Annotated in this window: 12 protein-coding genes; 7 read left to right on the top strand and 5 right to left on the bottom strand. The window is 70.4% G+C overall.

The genetic code is table 11. From position 1 onward, the window contains the following. Positions 1-100 precede the first annotated feature (100 nt). The 6 genes from scpA to AB6A66_RS01570 are packed head-to-tail and all read left to right on the top strand — an operon-like array spanning position 101 to position 5,607. Positions 101-2,242: a methylmalonyl-CoA mutase gene (gene scpA, locus AB6A66_RS01595; protein WP_371054506.1), complete on the top strand. Its 2,142-nt coding sequence runs from the start codon at positions 101-103 to the stop codon at positions 2,240-2,242. A 55-nt stretch (positions 2,243-2,297) separates the two neighbouring features. Continuing rightward, the gene (locus AB6A66_RS01590; protein ID WP_371054504.1) at positions 2,298-2,924 is read left to right on the top strand and encodes a VOC family protein; all 627 of its coding nucleotides are present in this window, start codon (positions 2,298-2,300) and stop codon (positions 2,922-2,924) included. Further along, the gene (locus AB6A66_RS01585) at positions 2,921-3,412 is read left to right on the top strand and encodes an N-acetyltransferase family protein (protein ID WP_371037859.1); all 492 of its coding nucleotides are present in this window, start codon (positions 2,921-2,923) and stop codon (positions 3,410-3,412) included. The genes AB6A66_RS01590 and AB6A66_RS01585 overlap by 4 nt, the downstream gene beginning before the upstream one ends. Positions 3,413-3,442: 30 nt before the next feature. Next, the gene (locus AB6A66_RS01580) at positions 3,443-4,126 is read left to right on the top strand and encodes a TerB family tellurite resistance protein (RefSeq protein WP_371054503.1); all 684 of its coding nucleotides are present in this window, start codon (positions 3,443-3,445) and stop codon (positions 4,124-4,126) included. Between the two features lie 3 nt (positions 4,127-4,129). Beyond that, on the top strand, positions 4,130-5,164 hold the full coding sequence (locus tag AB6A66_RS01575) for an endonuclease/exonuclease/phosphatase family protein (RefSeq protein ID WP_371054502.1): 1,035 nt from the start codon (positions 4,130-4,132) through the stop codon (positions 5,162-5,164). A 32-nt stretch (positions 5,165-5,196) separates the two neighbouring features. Continuing rightward, a complete protein-coding gene (locus AB6A66_RS01570; protein WP_371037856.1) occupies positions 5,197-5,607 on the top strand; it encodes a hypothetical protein in 411 nt (136 codons plus the stop codon). 3 nt (positions 5,608-5,610) lie between these two features. Here AB6A66_RS01570 and AB6A66_RS01565 read toward each other — a convergent pair whose 3' ends face one another. Genes AB6A66_RS01565 through AB6A66_RS01550 form a run of 4 tightly spaced genes read right to left on the bottom strand, consistent with a single transcriptional unit; the run spans position 5,611 to position 11,179 of the window. Beyond that, on the bottom strand, positions 5,611-7,158 hold the full coding sequence (locus AB6A66_RS01565) for a Ppx/GppA family phosphatase (RefSeq protein WP_371054501.1): 1,548 nt from the start codon (positions 7,156-7,158) through the stop codon (positions 5,611-5,613). A gap of 50 nt (positions 7,159-7,208) precedes the next feature. Beyond that, the gene (locus AB6A66_RS01560) at positions 7,209-9,383 is read right to left on the bottom strand and encodes an RNA degradosome polyphosphate kinase (protein WP_371054500.1); all 2,175 of its coding nucleotides are present in this window, start codon (positions 9,381-9,383) and stop codon (positions 7,209-7,211) included. Positions 9,384-9,437: 54 nt separating this feature from the next. Further along, positions 9,438-10,106: a chromosomal replication initiator DnaA gene (locus AB6A66_RS01555; RefSeq protein WP_371054499.1), complete on the bottom strand. Its 669-nt coding sequence runs from the start codon at positions 10,104-10,106 to the stop codon at positions 9,438-9,440. 5 nt (positions 10,107-10,111) lie between these two features. Next, the gene (locus AB6A66_RS01550) at positions 10,112-11,179 is read right to left on the bottom strand and encodes an AI-2E family transporter (RefSeq protein ID WP_371037852.1); all 1,068 of its coding nucleotides are present in this window, start codon (positions 11,177-11,179) and stop codon (positions 10,112-10,114) included. A 398-nt stretch (positions 11,180-11,577) separates the two neighbouring features. Between AB6A66_RS01550 and proS the strand changes: the two genes are divergently transcribed. Beyond that, positions 11,578-12,933 carry a proline--tRNA ligase gene (proS, locus tag AB6A66_RS01545; protein ID WP_371054497.1) on the top strand — a complete coding sequence of 452 codons (1,356 nt, stop codon included), beginning with the start codon at positions 11,578-11,580 and terminating at the stop codon, positions 12,931-12,933. Positions 12,934-12,945: 12 nt separating this feature from the next. On the opposite strand, the gene AB6A66_RS01540 is transcribed toward proS, so the two are convergent. Beyond that, entirely contained in the window at positions 12,946-15,675 is a 2,730-nt protein-coding gene (locus AB6A66_RS01540) for a hypothetical protein (protein ID WP_371054496.1), read from the bottom strand. Positions 15,676-15,694 lie beyond the last annotated feature (19 nt).

Raw genomic sequence — 15,694 nt, 5'->3', positions numbered from 1 at the left:
GGCGCTCGAGAAATTGCGAAACCCCCTAGTGACGCACGGGCGATTTTTTCCCCGAAAGAACCGGGCGCTCCGGCGCGCCGCGAAAGATGAGGACCACGACATGACCAGCAAGAAGGACGCCTGGCGCGCGCTCGCCGAGAAGGAGCTGAAGGGCCGGCCGCTTTCGGATCTGACCTGGGACACGCTCGAGGGCATCGCGGTCGAGCCGGTCTACACCGAGCAGGATCTCGAGGGGCTGGACCATCTGGGCGCGATGCCCGGCTTCGAGCCCTTCGTGCGCGGCCCCCGGGCCACGATGTATGCCGGCCGCCCCTGGACGATCCGGCAATACGCGGGCTTCTCCACCGCGGAGGACTCGAACGCCTTCTACCGCAAGGCGCTGGCCGCGGGGCAGCAGGGCGTCTCGGTCGCCTTCGACCTCGCCACCCATCGCGGCTATGACAGCGATCACCCGCGCGTGGTCGGCGATGTCGGCAAGGCGGGTGTGGCGATCGACAGCGTGGAGGACATGAAGATCCTCTTCGACGGTATCCCTCTCGACAAGGTGTCGGTCTCGATGACGATGAACGGCGCGGTGATCCCGACGCTGGCCAACTTCATCGTCACCGGCGAGGAACAGGGTCACGACCGCTCCGTGCTCTCGGGCACGATCCAGAACGACATCCTGAAGGAGTTCATGGTGCGGAACACCTACGTGTATCCGCCCGAGCCCTCCATGCGCATCGTGGCCGACATCATCGAGTACACGATGAACGAGATGCCGCGCTTCAACTCGATCTCGATTTCCGGCTACCACATGCAGGAGGCCGGCGCGAACCTCGTGCAGGAGCTGGCCTTCACGCTCGCCGACGGCAAGGAATACGTGAAGGCGGCGATGGCGCGCGGGATGGACATCGACCGCTTCGCGCCGCGGCTGTCGTTCTTCTTTGCGATCGGGACGAACTTCTTCATGGAGATCGCCAAGCTGCGCGCCGCGCGGCTGCTCTGGCACGGGATCATGGAGGAGCTGGGCGCGCAGGACCCGCGCTCCAAGATGCTGCGCACCCACTGCCAGACCTCGGGCGTGAGCCTGGCCGAGCAGGACCCCTACAACAACGTCGTGCGCACCGCCTACGAGGCGCTTTCGGCCGTCCTCGGCGGGACGCAGTCGCTGCACACCAACGCGCTCGACGAGGCGATGGCCCTGCCCACCGAGTTCTCGGCCCGGATCGCGCGGAACACGCAGCTCATCCTGCAGGAGGAGACGGGCGTCACCAATGTCGTCGATCCGCTGGCGGGTTCCTATTACGTCGAGAAGCTGACCCACGATCTCGCCGAGAAGGCCCGCGCGATCATCGCGGAGATCGACGACATGGGCGGCATGACGGAGGCGGTGATCTCCGGCATGCCCAAGCTGCGCATCGAGGAGACCGCGGCCACCCGGCAGGCGATGATCGACCGGGGCGAGCAGGTCGTGGTCGGGGTCAACAAGTACCGGCTGCCGCACGAGGAGGATCTGGACATCCTCGCCATCGACAACGCGAAGGTGCGCGAAAGCCAGATCGCGCGGCTGGAGACGGTGCGCGCCGCGCGCGACCAGGCTGCCTGCGACGCGGCGCTGGCCGAGGTCGAGCGCGCGGCCGGCGAGGGCGGCAACCTGCTCGGCGCGGCGGTGGAGGCCGCGCGCGCCCGGGCCACCGTGGGAGAGATCAGCATGGCGATGGAGAAGGTGTTCGGCCGCCACCGGGCCGAGGTGAAGACGCTGGCGGGCGTCTACGGAAAGGCCTACGAGGGCGACGAGGGCTTCGCGGCGATCCAGAAGGCGGTCGAGGATTTCGCCGACGAGGAGGGCCGCCGCCCGCGCATGCTCGTGGTCAAGATGGGGCAGGACGGACATGACCGGGGCGCGAAGGTGATTGCCACGGCCTTCGCCGATATCGGGTTCGACGTGGATGTGGGGCCGCTGTTCCAGACCCCCGAGGAGGCCGCCCAGGACGCGATCGACAACGACGTGCATGTCGTGGGCGTGTCGTCCCAGGCGGCGGGCCACCGGACGCTCGCGCCGCAACTCGTGGACGCGCTGCGCGAGAAGGGCGCGGGCGATGTGCTGGTGATCTGCGGCGGGGTGATCCCGCAGCAGGACTACGAGTTCCTCAAGACGTCGGGCGTGAAGGCCATCTTCGGGCCGGGCACCAACATCCCCGATGCGGCGAAGGACATCCTGGACCTGATCCGCAAGGCGCGCAACGGCGAGGCGGCCTGACGCGCCGCCGCGGCGGGGACGTGCGCGCCCGCGCGGGTGCCGGCGGGCCGGGGCCATGGGGGACATGACGGTGACGCTCGAATTCGACCATCTCGCGGTGGCGGGCGAGACGCTCGGCGCGGCCGCGGCGCATGTGGAAGCGGCGCTCGGCGCGCCGCTTTCGGGCGGCGGGCGGCACGCGCGCTTCGCGACGTGGAACCGTCTGCTGTCGCTCGGGCCCGCGGAATACCTCGAGGCGATCGCCGTGGACCCCGAGGCGCCGCCGCCGGCCGGCGCCCGCTGGTTCGGCCTGGACGGGTTCCATGGTCCGGCCCGGCTTCAGGCGTGGATCTGCCGGGTCGCGGACCTCGACGCGGCGCTGGCCGCGCTGCCCGAGGCGGGGCAGGCGGTGGACCTGGCCCGCGGCGACCTGCGCTGGCGCATGGCCGTGCCGGAGAACGGGCTTGCGGCATGGGATGGCCTCTTCCCGGCGCTCATTGAATGGCAGGGGCCGCGCGCGGCGGATCGCCTCGCCGAAAGCGGGTGCGGGCTTCGCGCGCTCCATCTGTGCCACCCGGAGGCCGAGGCGCTCGCCGCGCGGCTCGCGCCCCATCTCGACGACCCGCGCATCGCGTTCCGGGAAGGGCGGCCCGGGCTTCGGGCGCGGATCGACACGCCGCGCGGGGTGCGGCAGCTGGCATGATCGTGCGTGCGGCAAGGGTCGGGGATGCCGCGCCCGTCGCGGCGATCTGGAACGCGGTGATCCGCGACACGGCCATAACCTTCACCACCGAGGAGAAGACGGAGGCCCGGATCGCCGCCGATATCGCGGCGCGTGGCGGCGCCTTCGTCGTGGCCGAGGAAGCGGGCGCGCTGCTCGGTTTCGCAACCTATTTCCAGTTTCGCAACGGGCCGGGCTACGCCCGCACGATGGAGCACTCGATCATGCTCGCGCCCATGGCGCGGGGCCGCGGCGCGGGCCGCGCGCTCATGACCGCGCTGGAAACCCATGCGCGGGCGGCCGGCATGTGCAGCCTTTGGGCCGGGATCAGCGGGGCCAACCCCGACGGCGTGGCCTTCCACGCCGCGCTCGGCTTCGAGCATGTCGCGGTGCTGCCCGAAGTGGGCTGGAAGTTCGGGCGCTGGCACGATCTCGTGCTGATGCGGAAACGCCTTCACGGATCCGCCTGACACCGTCGCGCGCCCGCGTTAGGATCGCTCATGTCCATCTGGAACCGCATCTCCGACGCGCTGAAGGCGCTCCGTCAGGGGGAGAGCCTCGCCGACGTCTTCGACCGGCTGAAGACGCCGCCGGATCGCAGCGTGGGGTTCACCATCGCCGTGATCGCGCTCGGCGCGAAGATGGCCAAGGCCGACGGTCAGGTCACGCGCGACGAGGTCGCCGCGTTCCGGGAGGTGTTCCAGATCGCCCGGGAGGATGAGCGCGAGGCGGCGCGCGTGTTCAATCTCGCCCGGCAGGACGTGGCGGGCTACGAACACTACGCGCAGCGCATCCGCAACATGTTCGGCGACGAGATCGCCACGCTGTGCGACCTGATGGAGGGGCTCTTTCACATCGCGCTGGCCGACGGGGCCTATCACCCGGGCGAGGACCGGTTCCTGCGGCGTGTGGCGCAGATCTTCGGGCTCTCCGGGCCGCAGTTCGCGGCGCTGCGCGCGCGCTTCGTGCCCGAGGACGGCATGCGCGACCCCTACGCCGTTCTGGGCCTCGCGCCCGACGCCTCGCGCGAGGAGGCGCGCGCGGCCTGGCGCGCGCTCGTGCGCGAGACGCATCCGGACCGGATGGTCGCACGCGGCGTGCCCGAGGAGGCGATCCGGCTCGCCGAGCGGCGGATGCAGGACATCAACCGCGCCTGGGAAGAGATCAGCGAGCGCAGGGCCTGAGCCATGCGCCTGGCCACCTACAACGTGGAGTGGTTCGACGCGCTTTTCGACGACGAGGGCGGGCTTCTCGCCGACGACGCGCGCTCGGGCCGCCGCGGCGTCACGCGCTTCGAGCAGGCCACGGCCCTCGGCATCGTGTTCACCGCGCTCGACGCCGACGCGGTGCTCGTGGTGGAGGCGCCCGCGGCGCACCGGGGGCGTGACGGGGTCAGGGCGCTGGAATCCTTCGCCGCGATCTACGGGCTGCGCACGCGCCGGGCGCTGATGGGGTTCGCGAACGATACCCGGCAGGAGATCGCGCTCCTCTACGATCCCGACGCGGTCACCGCGCGGCACGATCCGCGCGGGGGCCTCTCCGATGAGGACGGAGAGCCGCCGCGCTTCGACCAGCCGTTCCGGATCGACCTCGACATAGACGACCGGGTGGATCGGGTCGCCTTCTCCAAGCCGCCGCTCGAGGTGGCGCTGGCGTCCGCGGGCGGGGCGCGGAGCCTTCGCCTGATTGGGGTGCACCTGAAATCGAAGGCGCCGCACGGGGCAAGGGACCGCGACGCGGTGATGCGCGCGGCCATCGCCAACCGGCGCAAGCAGCTTGCCCAGGCGATCTGGCTGCGCCGCCGGGTGGACGCCGACCTTGCCCGCGGGTCGGACGTGATCGTGCTGGGGGATCTGAACGACGGCCCCGGTCTCGACGTCTACGAGGATCTCTTCGGCCGCTCCTCGGTGGAGATCGTCATGGGCGGGGACGGCGAAAACGGGCTTTTCGACCCGCATGCTAGGGAGGCGCTGGAGCGGCGGCTCGGCGCGCAACCCAGCACCGCGCGGTTCTACCTGGACACCGAGCGGCGCTTCCTCGCGGCGCTGCTCGATTACGTCATGGTGTCGCCTGGGCTGATGGCCTGCCGCCCGGCCTGGCGGATATGGCATCCTTTCGACGATCCGGTTTGCTGGGAAACGCCCGAGTTGCGCGGCGCGCTTCTGACGGCCTCGGATCATTTTCCGGTCACGCTCGATCTCGACATCGCGGCGCGATCTTAAAACCGTCATCCGAAGGTCCTATATTGCGGTCCATGAAACGCGTAGCTCCTGCCTGCCTCGCCGTGCTCCTGTCGGCCTCCCCCGCCCTGGCCCAGGAGGCGGAGACACCCCCCGAGACGCCGCCGCCTGACGCGGGAGAGGCCGAGAACGGGCTGAGCCTGATGGAAGAGGGCGCCAAGCTTTTCATGCGCGGCATCATGAACGAGATGGAGCCCGCGCTGCGCGAACTCGAGGGCATGGCGCGCGACCTCGAACCCGCGCTGCGCGACTTCGCCGAGCAGATGGGCCCGGCGCTGCGCGACCTCTTTGCCGAGGTGGAGGACTGGAGCGCCTACCACCCGCCGGAAATGCTGCCCAACGGCGACATCATCCTGCGGCGCAAGACCCCCGAGGAAATGGCGCCCGACCCCGAGGCGGGGCCCGACGGCTCGATCGAGCTCTGACGCTCAGCGCCGCCCGATATTGACCGAGATTTCGGCGCCGAGCGCTGCGCCCAGCGACTGGAACCGTGCCTCGGCAACCTCTCCGTAAAGGGGTGCGGCGTCCGCCGACAGGTGCAGCTGAAGGATCTTCTTCTTCGGAAACCACCGCAGTTCGCCCGGCTGTTCCTCGTTCGACATCCAGAGCATCGCACCGAACCGCATCGCCTTGCCGAGCACTTCCGCCTCGTTGCGTTCGGGCTCGTCGAGCAGGTCGTAAAGCCTGTCGAAGCGGGTGCCCTCGCGCTTGTTGCGGTAGCGGTGCATCAGCGCGAGCCCCAGAAAGACCCGTTCGGAATGCTTCAGCCCGCCGAGATTGGCGCGCGTGGCGTTGTCGAAACAGATCTCGGCGCGATAGTCCGGATGGGCGCGCCAGCTTACGTCGTGCAGCAGGCAGGCCGCCTGCACGAGGCGTTTCTTCGCCTCCGGCGCGTTGCGGAAGAGGGGGCGTATGAACTCGTGAAGCTTGCGCCCGAAGCCCGGCAGCCGCGCATCCTTGGCCTCTGAAAACAGGCACGACTCGATCAGCGGATCGCGGTCGCGCAGCCGCTGGGGCATCTGCTCGTAAAGCAGGCCCTCGCGGATCCCGTAGCTCGACAGCGCGATGTCCTTGGGCTGGAACCGCCGCACCAGTCGCCCCAGCACCTCGGCGGCGTAGGGCACGAGCGACATGCGGCTGGACGAGATGTTGCAGGCGGTGCGCAGCGCCTCGAGATCGGCCTTCTCGATGAACTTGACCGTCTGCGAGACGGCCTTCGCGGTCATGCGGTATTCGTGCAGCACGTGGAGCGGGTAGCCGCGCCGCTCCATGTCGATGCGCGCAATCGCGCGCCACGAGCCGCCGACGAGGAAGAGACGATTGTGTTGCGGGCCCATCTCCGCGGCAAGCTGCTCCATGACCTCGGCGATGTGGGCCGTGCGCGCCTTCTTGCCGCCCGGCATGTCGCGCAGCCTGAGCGGCCCGAGCTGGGAGCTGACCCTGCGCCCGACGCGGCCCTCGAAGATCTCCGCCAGCTCCATCGACGACCCGCCGATGTCGCAGACGAGCCCGTAGGAGCCCGGCCAGCCCAGCAGCACGCCCTGGGCGGAAAGGCGCGCCTCCTCGCGGCCGTCGATCACCCAGAGTTTCAGGCCGGTTTCGCCCTCGACCTCGGCACGGAACTCCGCCCCGTCGGCCGCGTCGCGCACCGCCGCGGTCGCGACGACCGTGAGCGGCGTCGCGCCCATGCCTTCGGCCAGAAGCTGGAAGCGCGCGAGCGCGGCAAGGGCGCGCGCGCGTCCCTCGGGGTTCAGACGCCCGGTTTCCGCGAAGCCCGCGCCGAGCGCGCACATGATCTTTTCGTTGTAGAAATAGGCCGGCGAGCGCGCGGCGCCGTCGAACACCACGAGGCGGACGGAGTTCGAGCCCACGTCCACCACGCCGACCCGCGACAGCGCCCGAGCCGAGGCATCGCGGAAAAGCGGTCTGCCGAAGGGTTCCCCATCGTCAGCGACGGAGTGGTCCGACCCGTCCATCTCGCCCCCAAGCGGTTCACGCGGAAGAATGTGGTCTCGCGTCGGCAAGGTCAATCGCTGGTATGGGTCAGTTGCGGAACGTCATGCGCGCCCGCCGACCCGCGGCCCGAAAGCGAGGGGTTTTCCATGAAGAAGCGGTGGCAATTGAACGCGAACGCGCCCTCAGGCACCGGCTCGCGGTGAAAGCTGCCGTCGGGCCGCATCACCCAGGACTGCGCCGTGTCGGCGAAATTCGCGGCCATGATCTGATCCACGATCTGGGCCTTCACGGTCGCGTTCTCGATCTCCACCAGGGTTTCCACCCGGCGGTTGAGGTTGCGCCCCATCCAGTCGGCCGAGGAGATGTAGACCCTGGCCTCGCTCGAGGGCAGCCCGTGACCGTTGCCGAAGCAGACGATGCGCGAGTGTTCGAGAAAGCGGCCGACGATGGACTTGATGCGGATGTTCTCCGACAGCCCCGCGATGCCCGGGCGCAGCCCGCAGATGCCGCGCACCACCCCGTCGACGCGGACGCCGGCCCGGCTTGCGGCGTAAAGCGCGTCGATCATGTCGGGCTCGATCAGCGAGTTCATCTTCAGCCAGATCCGCGCGGGCTTTCCTTCGCGCGCGAAGGCGGCCTCCTTCTCGATCATCTCGAGCATCCGCGGTTTCAGCGAGTGCGGGGAGATCGCGAGGTTCTCCAGCGTTTCGGGCATGGCGTAGCCCGACAGGTAGTTGAAGACGCGCGTGGCGTCCCGCCCCAGCGCGGGATCGCAGGTGAAGAAGCTGAGGTCGGTGTAGATCTTGGCGGTGATCGGGTGGTAATTGCCGGTGCCGTAATGCGTGTAGGTGACCAGCCGCTCGCCCTCGCGCCGCACCACGGTGCTGATCTTGGCGTGGGTCTTCCAGTCGATGAAGCCGTAGACGACATGGGCGCCCGCGCGTTCCAGCCTTCGCGACTGACGGATGTTCGCCGCCTCGTCGAAGCGTGCCTTCAGCTCGACGAGCGCGGTGACCGACTTGCCGTCCTCCGCCGCCTCGCAAAGCGCCTCGACGATCGGGCTGTCGCGCGAGGTGCGGTAGAGCGTCTGCTTGATCGCGACGACGTCGGGGTCGCGCGCCGCCTGTTGCAGGAAGCGCACCACCATGTCGAAGGTCTCGTAGGGGTGATGGAGCAGCATGTCCTTCTGGCGGATCGCCGCGAACATGTCGCCCTCGTGGTCCTGCACCCGCTCGGGCACGCGCGGCGTGAAGGACGGCCAGAGCAGGTCGGGCCGCGCGTCGAGCACGAGCTCCTTCAGGTCGGCGACGCCGATCATGCCGTCGATCTCGATCACCTCGTCGGGGATCACCTCGAGTTCGCGCATGATCATCTCACGCAGTTCTTCCGGAGCGCCGGACGAGATCGTCATGCGAACCACCTCGCCGCGCCGCCGGCGCTTCAGCGCGACCTCGAACTCGCGCACGAGGTCCTCGGCCTCTTCCTCGAGCTCGAGATCGCTGTCACGCAGGACGCGGAAGGTGCAATGGCCGGTCGGCCGGTAGCCGGGAAACAGGCTGTCGAGGTGCAGCATCAGCAGCTCTTCGAGCGGCAGAACCCGGTGGTTGCCGTCGGGCGAGGGCAGCGGTGCGAAGCGGTCGATCTGGTGGGGGATCGGCAGGAGCGCCTGAAGCGCGCGCCCGTCCCGGCTACGCTCGAGCTGCAACGCGAGGCTGAAGCCCGTGTTGGGAATGAACGGGAACGGATGCGCCGGGTCGATCGCGAGCGGAGAGAGCACCGGGAAGACGCGGTCGAGGAACACGGTCCCCAGATGGTCGCGGTCGGCCTCCGAGAGCGTCGCGGCCGTCTCGATGACGATGCCTTCCTTCTCCATCTCCGCGCGGAGCGCGGCGTAGACCGATTGCTGGCGCTCCATGAGGCTCCGCGCGTTCTCGTCGATCAGCACGAGTTGCTGGGCCGGGGTAAGCCCGTCGGCGGCCGGCGTCGTGTTGCCGGCCTTCGCCAGTTCGCGCAGGCCGGCAACGCGCACGGTATAGAACTCGTCGAGGTTCGTGGCCGAGATTGACAGGAAGCGAAGCCGCTCAAGCAACGGCACGCGCAGGTTCTCCGCCTCTTCGAGCACGCGCCAGTTGAAGCCGAGCCAGGACAGCTCGCGGTTGAAGAACCGCCGCGGCCCCGACAGATCGTCATCGGGCAGCGGCTCGGGCTCGGGCAGGTCCGAATTGAGGAAATCCGCGGTGGTCATGGTCTCTCCTTGCTCCGCTCTCGTGTCGTCGCGATGACACTGGGCGGGCTGGCGTCATGTTTCATCGAGCACCTCGGCGGCAAGCGCGCGCGTGACCGGACGCTTGCCCGCCAGCGCGGCGCGGTCAAGCTTTGCCACGATCCGGGCGGCGGCGGCGAAGGAGCGGTCGATACGCCGGGTGAGGTAGGTGATGGTGTCCGGGCTCGGGCTGAGCTGGCGATCTGCGAAGAGCTTCGCCAGCAGCGCCGAAAGCAGCGCGTCGTCGGGTGCGGCGAGGCGGACGATGCCCGCGGCCTGAAGCCGGCTTTCCAGATCGGGCAGACCGAGGCCCCAGCGCCCCGGCGCGTCGCGCCCCGTGACCAGAAGCGCCCGCCGCTCGGCGAGTGCGAGGTTGTGCAGGTGGAAAAGCGCGGCCTCGGCCGCGCCGTCTTGCGCGATGCGGTCCGCATCCTCCACCGCCACGGGGTGGGCGGCCAGCGCGGGGATGTCGGCCGCCGCCAGCTCCGCCGCGGCGACGATCCGTGCCCCCGACAGCGCGGCCCAGACATGGGCGAGGTGGGTTTTCCCAGCGCCTTGCGGGCCGACGAGCACGAGCTTGCCGCCGGGCCAGTCCCGCCACCCCTCGACGGTGGCGAGCGCCTCGGCGTTCGCGGGCGAGACGAAGAAATCGTCCCGTCCGAGTGCCGGCCGCGCCGGAAGATCGAAGCTGAGCTGGCGCGGCATTCGCGTCACTCGTCGTCCATGCTGTCGAGACCGCGATAAAGGCGGCTGTCGAGGTATTGCCCGACGGCGAACCGCGCCACGACCCCGATCGCGGCGGCCACGGGAACCGCGACGAGCATGCCGACGAAACCGAACAGCGATCCGAACACGGTCAGCGCCAGCAAGAGCCAGACCGGGTGCAGACCCACCGAGTTGCCGACGAGGCGCGGGGTGATGACGTTGCCCTCCATCAGCTGGCCGAACTGGAAGATCACCGCTACCAGCGCGATCCAGAGCCAGTCGCCCCAGAACTGGAACAGCGCGAGGCCGATCGCCATCATGCCGCCGACGATGGCGCCCACATAGGGAATGAAGGTCAGAAGCCCCGCGATGAAGCCGACCACGAGCCCGAACTGAAGCCCGACGGCCATCAGCGCCACGGCGTAATAGGTGCCCAGAAGAAGGCAGACGGTGCCCATGCCGCGCAGGAACCCCGAAAGCGTCCGGTCGATCTCGCTGGCGAGACGGCGGATCACCGGCGCATGGTCGCGCGGCAGAAGCCTGTCGATCTGCGCGATCATCCGGTCCCAGTCGAGCAGCAGGTAGACGGCCACGACCGGCACGATCACGAAGAGAAGGACGACGTTGAGGAGCGAGCTGACCGAGGACAACGCCCGGTTCAGCATCTCCAGCCCGCGCGACTGCACGGCCTCGGCGATCTGGTCGAGCGAGCGGCGGATCGTGCTGTCGGGCTCGACGATCTCGGGGAAGCGCGCCAGCAGGAAATCGCGCAGCTGGCTCAGCAGTTGCGGCACGACGTTCACCAGCTCGACCGTCTGCTGCACCAGCGTGGGAATGACGAGAAGCGCCATCACGACGAAGACGAGTACCGCGCCGACCGCGATGATCGCCGTGGCCAGGGCCCGGGAACATCCCGCGCGCTGAAGCCGGTCGGCCACGGGATCGAGGAAATAGGCGATGGCGCCGCCGAGTACGAAAGGCAGAAGCACGTCGCCGAGGTACCAGAGCACCACGAGGAAGAGCGCCGCGGCGATGCCCCAGTATTTCAGCTGCTGGCGGACGGGCAGGGCCATGGCGTCTCCTTGCTTTGGGGGTATTTCACCGTATCCGGCCGGCGTTTCAACCCCGCGTTGGCGTGGCGCCGCGCCGCGGCGGCAATCGGGCGGGATCTGACGAAAGGTCAGGTTTTCCGGAATTGCCGGAAAGCGGTCGAGCGTGCACGGTTCAACCACTCCGTCGTTTGGAGCTTAGCGAGTGGGCGGCCGACGGCGGCGTCGGTCGCCGGGGTTACCTGTCGTTCTCGTACGAGTGCCGCCGGCCGCGCCTGCCGCCCGGGCGCGCCGGCGGGGGGGTCCTGTGGCCGGGGCAGGGCGCGGGCCAACGCGCTGCCCGGGCCCGCCCTCGGCGCTTCCTTGTGCCCGGACGCAACCTCTTCTAAACCGCGCGGGACTGTCATGCCAGAGAGGGTCCGATGCGCCTGTCCCGCTATTTCCTGCCTGTCCTGAAGGAAACGCCCTCCGAGGCGCAGATCGCGAGCCACCGCCTGATGCTGCGGGCGGGCATGATCAAGCAGGCCTCCGCCGGCATCTATTCCTGGCTTCCGCTGGGCTTTCGCGTGCTGCGCAACATCGAGCGCATCGTGCACGAGGAACAGGTCCGCGCCGGGCACATCCCGATGCTGATGCCGACCCTGCAAGCGGCCGACCTGTGGCGCGAGAGCGGGCGCTACGATGATTACGGCGAGGAGATGCTGCGCATCCGGGACCGCCACGGGCGCGACATGCTCTACGGCCCCACGAACGAGGAACTGATCACCGACATCTTCCGCGCCCACGTCGCCAGCTATCGCGACCTGCCACTCACGCTCTACCACATCCAGTGGAAGTTCCGCGACGAGATCCGCCCGCGTTTCGGGGTGATGCGGGGGCGGGAGTTCTACATGAAGGACGGCTACACCTTCGACCTCAGCCGGGAAGACGCGATCCACGCCTACAACCGCCATTTCGTCAGCTACCTGCGCACCTACGAGCGGATGGGGCTTCAGGCGATCCCGATGCGGGCCGATTCTGGCCCCATCGGCGGCGACGACACGCACGAGTTCCTGGTGCTCGCCGACACCGGCGAATCCGAGGTCTTCTACGACAGTGCCGTGACCGACATTCGCATGGGAGAGCGATCGACCGACTACGACAGCCCGGCCGACTGCAAGGCCGTGGTCGATGAATTCACGGCCCTCTACGCCCGCACCGACGAGACGCATGACGCCGCGGTCTTCGCCGAGGTGCCGGAGGCGCGCCGCCGGAAGGGCCGCGGCATCGAGGTCGGCCAGATCTTCTATTTCGGGACCAAGTACTCGGAACCGATGGGCGCTGTCGTCACCGACCACGACGGCAACCGCGTGCCCGTGCACATGGGCAGCCATGGCATCGGGGTGTCGCGGCTCGTGGGCGCGATCATCGAGGCGAGCCACGACGAGGCCGGGATCATCTGGCCCGAGGGCGTGACGCCTTTCCCGGTGGGGCTGGTCAACCTTCGCCCGGGCGACGGGGCGACCGATGCCGCCTGCGGGCACATCTACGAGGCGCTCGCGGCCGAGGGGCTGGAGCCGCTCTACGACGACACCGAGGAGCGCGCGGGCGCCAAGTTCGCGACGCAGGACCTGATCGGCCTGCCGTGGCGGATCACCGTGGGGCCGCGCGGGATCGCGCAGGGAAAGGTCGAACTGACGTCGCGCCGCACGGGCGAGAGCGAGGAGATGTCGACCGAGGCTGCGGTCGCCCGGATCGTGGAGATCTACGCCCCCCACCGGCCGCGCCACGCGCCCTGACGGGGCGCCCGGTCAGCCGCTCGGCATCCGCAGGACGTGGTTCCGCCCGTTCTTGGTGTAGCGGAGTTCCGCGTCGCCGATGGCGTTGACCTGCCCGCCGTCGAGGCGGTCGCCCACCTCGACCTTGAGGTAGCGCCCGTTCGAGAGGCGCACCAGCGCGCGGCGGTTCGACGGCTGACCGTAAACCCCGATCAGGTTGACCTGTCGCAGGTTGATCGCGTTGTCGAGCGTGGCCTCGCGCGCGACCGTGGTGCTCGACGGGGCGGCGGGTGTCACGGTGCGGGGCGCCGCGGCCGCGATGCGCGTGGGTTCCGGCCCGGCGCGGGCGACGGTCCGGCCGAAATTCCCCGGCCGTGCCTCGGGCGCGATCGACGCGACGACGGCAAGCCGCGTCGCGGAGGACAGATCGGGCGCCTCGGATGCGGGTTCGGCCGTGGCGGTCGAGGCGGAGGCGCTCGCCGAGGCGGCGTCTGCGGCGGCGCGCCGGGCCTCCGCCAGCGCGGCCTCGGCGGCGGTCTGCGCGTCTTCGAACGTGGCCGCCCGGGCCTGCCCCGCGGCCGTCACGGCCGCGGGGCGCGCCTGCGGGCGCACGGCGGCCAGGGCGCTTTCCGGCCCCGCCTCGTCCCCGAGCAGGCTCTCTTCGGCAGGCGCGGCCTCGTCCGTCCGGGATAGATCGCCCGGCCGCGTCGGCGGGCCGTCCTCGGCCACGCCATCGAGGCGCGGGCCGAAGATCAGCCCGGTGTCGGGCACGACCTCGGGCGCGGTGTTCCCCGTGTCGCGCCTAGGCGGCACCACCGGCGGCGGGCCTTCGTAGATCGTTATGCCGAGCGGCGAATAGGAGCCTTCGGGCGTGGGCCGGATGTTGCCGTCCTCGTCAAGCTGGAACACCGTCCCGGGCGGCGGCGCCGGGGGCTGCCGCGGCAGGGTCCTGTCGGCACGCGCCGGCGCGGCGCGCGGGCGCGAAAGCGCCTCGGCCCGCGGGACCGCGCCGTCGATCGAGGCGAGGACAAGCCCGCCGATCGGGATTAGCTCGGGCAGATCGGGCCGCTCCGGCGCGATCTGCCAGATGCCGGTCACCGCGTAGCGCGCCTCGGCCTCGGCGGGGGTGAGTGCGCGCCGGGCCTCCGGGGCCGGTTCCGGCTCTGGCAGCGGTGTCTGTGCGGGGGGCGCCTCGGGGGTGCGCGCGGCCGTCTCGACCGCTTCGGGCTCCGGCTCCGGCGCGGGTTCGGGGGACGCGTCCTCCGCTTCCGCCTCCGGGGCGGCGACTTCCGGCGCTGGGTCGGCGGGCTCTTCCGGCGCGTCGAGACGCGCCGCCGCCCTCTCCGACCGGTCGGGGAAGAACCGCGCGAGACCCTCGTCGACGAAGACCGCGGCCCAGGCGGCGACACCCACGAGAAACAGCAGAAGCGCCGCCGTCAGCATCAGGCCGAGATAGCGGGGCTTGCCCCCCACCTTCTGGTCGCCCCGCGCGCCGAAGAGTGTCAGGCGTTCAGCTTCGTCGTGGCTCGGCGCGCTGCGCGGCGGCTGGCCCGCGGCCGGTTGCGGCGCGGCGATCGCGGGGCCCGACGTCCGGATCGGCGGGGGTGCGGATGGCGTGCCGGTCGTGTCTTTCTCCGCGCCGCGGCGCGCGGCGGGGCCGGCCGCCGGCGGTCGGGCGGGCGGCTCCCGGTCCTGCGGCCTTGGGCCGGTGCCGGGCGCCGGGGGCGTCGCGAGCCTTGGGGCGGGCGCCTGCGGGATGCGCGGCGGCTCGGACCCGGTGCCGCGCAGCGGCGGCGCGACGGGCGCCTCGGGCGGGTCGCGGCGCGCCGGGTCCGCCGAGCGGAAGGACGGCAGGACCGGCGTCGCCTCGGCCGCTTCGGAGGCGGCGGTGCTGCGGCGCGCCCGGATCGAGAAGAAGAGCGCGGGCGGCGCCTCGTCGGCGGCCTCGTCCTCGTCTTCTGCCGTGGCGTCCTCCGGCGTCGCGGCCTCGCCGGACATTCCGCCTGTCGGACCGGCGTCCGCGGGAGCCCCGGCATCCTGCTGTGCGCCGGGCGTTTCGGGGGCGGTCGCGCCGCCGGCATCCGGCGCGGAGGACGCCGCCGCCTCTTCGCCATCGGGTGCCGCCGGCGCGTCTGCCCCCGCGCTGTCGTCGCGGTCCTCGGGGCCACCGGACGGCGTGCCATCCGCCCGCTCGGCCGGAACGGCGGGTGGCGGGGCCGCGCCCACCACCTCGAGGCGGGTGTCTTCGGGCTCAACCGAGGTGCCCGCAGACAGGAAAAGATGCGCCGCGGCGGTTTCCCCGAAAAACACCTGGCGTCCGAAACCGCCGCTTTCCGGCGTGGCGACGAAGCTGACGGGATTGAACCGGTGCTCGAGCGCGAAGGCTTCCGCCTCTTCCAGCGTCTCGCGCGCGACCGCCGCGACCCGCGTGACGGAGCCGTCCACGGTCCAGTCGAAGGTCAGTTCCTCGACCGCGTAGGGCGTCGCGCCGTCTAGCGCATGACGGATCATCGCCTGGCGGGTCTCGTCGTCCGCCGCGCCCGTCTCGATCTCGAGGTAGCGGATCTGCGACTCGGGGATGACGAGCATCGTGGTGAAGCCGCCCGGCGCGAGGCCTAGGGCGGCGCGCCGCAGGTCCGCAAGTTCGGCGTCGAGATCGTCCACGTCGAGTGTGACGTCCCCCACGCGAAGCCAGCCCCCATCCCCGCGCAGATGGAGGCCGATGCCGTCAAAGGACAGCGACAGGGCAAAATCCGGTTTCATCGCTGAGTCTCATAGCATT

This window comes from Rhodosalinus sp. K401, assembly GCF_041365735.1.
GTDB lineage: Bacteria > Pseudomonadota > Alphaproteobacteria > Rhodobacterales > Rhodobacteraceae > Rhodosalinus.
This window is presented reverse-complemented; position numbering and strand designations above follow the sequence as displayed.